This is a genomic window from uncultured Nostoc sp. (genome assembly GCF_964245575.1).
Classification (GTDB): Bacteria; Cyanobacteriota; Cyanobacteriia; order Cyanobacteriales; family Nostocaceae; genus Nostoc.
This window is the reverse complement of record NZ_CAXTNP010000353.1, coordinates 1-3,114: the sequence shown is the minus strand read 5'-3', so window position 1 is coordinate 3,114 and position 3,114 is coordinate 1. Positions and strand designations below refer to the sequence as shown.

Below are 3,114 nucleotides of genomic sequence, written 5' to 3'. Positions count from 1 at the left end.
ACGCGATTTATCGCGTCTGTACAGGAGTTAGGAGTAGAGACGCGATTTATCGCGTCTGTACAGGAGTTAGGAGTAGAGACGCGATTTATCGCGTACTGTACAGGAGTTAGGAGTAGAGATGCGATTAATCGCGTTTGTACAGGAGTTAGGAGTGAGAGAGATGAGGAAGTAGAGATTAATTTCTTCCCAATGCCCAATGCCCTATTCCCATTGACTAAGAATTCAACAGATTTTCTGGTATCACAATCAAGGTAGTACCTTCTCTCCTAACCACATAAACTCTTTGATTGGGTGGTACGGTAAATTTGTCATCGTCACATCGTGCTTGCCAAGAATTTCCCTCATACCGCACCCGCCCTGTTTTTCCAGGCAGAATTTCTGTTAAGGTTTCAGCTATGACTGCATCCCGAATTTTTGATTTGCGTTGTCTTGGTTGGAAAAACCGACGGGAAAGCAAAACTAGTGCTGTAGAAAACAACAGCCAAAGTACAACTTGCAACCATACACTTCCTAAACCCATTCCAGACAGCAGCGCCACCACAAAAGCGCTAATCCCCATCATGAAGGCGACAAACGCCGATGGTAAGAACAGTTCCATCAAACACAGAACTGCTCCTGCCAGAAGCCAGATTAAGGTAAAACTTGGCATAGCGCCATCCTAAACTTTACATTGACGTAAATGCATTTCTACGATTAGATACAGCCAGACGTAAGTTATTTTCAGAAAACAAACTTGGTATTTTTACCAATAATTTTGATTAATTTCAGTAACAATATGTAGCTAGCGGTACACAGTTACAGTCTATTCTAGTCTTCAAATCTTTGCCAGCTAAAGTTAATCGAAGTTCATGAGTTGATTGGTTCGTTAAATTTATACCTTTATGATTTCTACTCAACTGATAATTTATTGTATAAATCCACGCTGTAATAGCCCCATTAATCCTATTGGAGATAGTGTTTGTGCCGCTTGTCAAACTCCTTTAGTTCACCGCTATCTTTGGGCTACCGGCTCATTGTTTGCCAAAATCTCACCAGGTACGAGGGTAGCACAGAGGTATGAGGTAATTAGTCCCCAGATATGGCTGGATACTAAACCGGGACTACCGCCAGATGTACCTGAAGAATTGCCAACAGAAGTAATTTCTTATCTACGGTTATCTCAAGAACGGTTACATCTCCCACAGCCTTATGGGTTTGCTAGTAACCTTGAGGGAGATACAACTGATATCCTCTTATTAGAAAATGTGCCGATAGATGAAAACGGAAATATCTATCCAACTATTGTTGAGGCATGGGAGCAAGCAACGGCGGTACGACAAGTTTATTGGCTGTGGCAAATTCTCCAACTTTGGACACCTTTATCAGAATTAGGACTTAGCAGCAGTTTACTAGTAGTAGACAATTTGAGAGTTCAAGGTTGGTGTGTGCGACTGTTGGAACTCTACCAAACACCAGCAGATGAAAAACTGAGTTTACAAAATCTGGGAGAGTGTTGGCAATTTTGGTTAGTGCCTGCCAAGGCATCAGTAGCCAAAGGGTTACAGAAGATAGTCCAGCAGATGTGTGAAACTGAGGTTGAGTTAGAGACTATTAATATTCAACTGAATAATTTACTACTAGCATCTGCGGCAGAATTGCCATTAGTTTTGAAGGTGGCAGGCTCTACAGATATTGGCCCAATTATGGCGCAAAATGAAGACGCTTGCTACCCAAATGCTTTGAGTGACTTAGATGAACCTTTATTGCCTCACTTGTCGATTGTTTGCGATGGCATTGGCGGACATGAAGGCGGGGAGGTTGCCAGTCAGTTGGCAGTGCAGTCTGTAAAGTTGCAAATTCGCGCTTTACTCAAGGAGGTTACAGAACAAACTGTACTTGTATCACCAGAGTTATTGCAGGAACAATTAGAAGCAAGCTTACGGGTGGTAAATAATCTGATTAGTGCCCGCAATAATCAACAAAAACGCCAAGGCAAAGAACGCATGGCTACAACTATTGTTATGGCGGTGCAAGTTCCACAACGAGTACAGACGAGTACTGGGTGGCAATCAAATAATACCCATGAACTTTACTTGGCTAATGTTGGCGATAGCCGGGCTTATTGGATTACTCGCAATTATTGTCAGCTACTGACAGTAGATGATGATGTGGCAACGCGGGAAGTACGCTATGCTAAAAGCTTATATCGAAAGGCACTTTTGAGAGCAGATGCTAGTGCCTTAACTCAAGCATTAGGGACAAGAGATTCAGAATTTTTGCGTCTTAAAGTTCAGCGATTTATTGTAGAAGAAGATGGCATATTGCTACTTTGTTCTGATGGTTTAAGTGATAATAACTGGGTGGAACAATCTTGGCAGGATTATGCAATACCCGTGTTAACAGGTAAACTGACAGTTGAAGATGCTGTCCGCAACTGGATTGACTTGGCAAACGAAAAAAATGGGCGTGATAATACGTCGGTTGTTCTCACTTATTGCCGTGTCTCCCCAGAATACTTAGTACCTGTGACTCCAGCGTTGCCAGAAGAGATTATAGAAGCAGAAATACAAGAGGAGCAAGAAGAACAAGAGGAACTAGAAGAACTAGAAGAACCAATTTCTTCTACAGAAAGTTCGCAAGTTTTGCTAGATTTGGATCTAGATTTGGATATGTCAGAGGAACCACTTCTAAGCCCTGAAATCCCACCAACTTTAATTACAAAACCTAATCGGGGTAAACGTTTGGTAATGCTAGGGGGAGTGTTGGCCTTGCTTGTGGGGGGTACAAGTCTGGGATTATTTGCTTGGTGGCAATTTAATCCTCAAGGATTCCAGCAGATGTGTCGGCAACTTCCCCAAAGAATACAGCAACTTTGTCCGCCTGGAAAGTAAAGAATGGGGACTGGGGAATAGTTTACAGTAACAACTACCGTAGGTTTCTCAGCTATAAGTATAAAAACATATAAATATTTTAGCGATCGCTCTTTAGAGACTTTTTGGTTTACTGAGGATGTTAGTGACCAATGTTTTAACGGGAGCGGTCTTCATCGTGACGGGAGCGGTCTTCATCGCGACGGGAGTGGTCTTCATCGCGACGGGAGCGGTCTTCATCGCGACGGGAGCGGTCTTCATCGCG

The 3,114-nt window shown here is 42.8% G+C and carries 3 protein-coding genes; 2 read left to right on the top strand and 1 reads right to left on the bottom strand.

Annotated elements, in window-relative coordinates:
* A partial coding sequence (locus tag ACFFAP_RS34030) for a hypothetical protein (protein WP_375515351.1) occupies positions 1-255 on the top strand: 255 nt, incomplete at its 5' end.
* Here the strand turns inward: ACFFAP_RS34030 and ACFFAP_RS34025 are convergent.
* Positions 215-649, bottom strand: a complete 435-nt coding sequence (locus ACFFAP_RS34025; RefSeq protein WP_375515350.1) for an NfeD family protein — start codon at positions 647-649, stop codon at positions 215-217. The two genes, ACFFAP_RS34030 and ACFFAP_RS34025, sit on opposite strands and share 41 nt — an antisense overlap.
* A 232-nt stretch (positions 650-881) precedes the next feature.
* Between ACFFAP_RS34025 and ACFFAP_RS34020 the strand changes: the two genes are divergently transcribed.
* Positions 882-2,870: a PP2C family protein-serine/threonine phosphatase gene (locus tag ACFFAP_RS34020; protein ID WP_375515349.1), complete on the top strand. Its 1,989-nt coding sequence runs from the start codon at positions 882-884 to the stop codon at positions 2,868-2,870.
* Positions 2,871-3,114 lie beyond the last annotated feature (244 nt).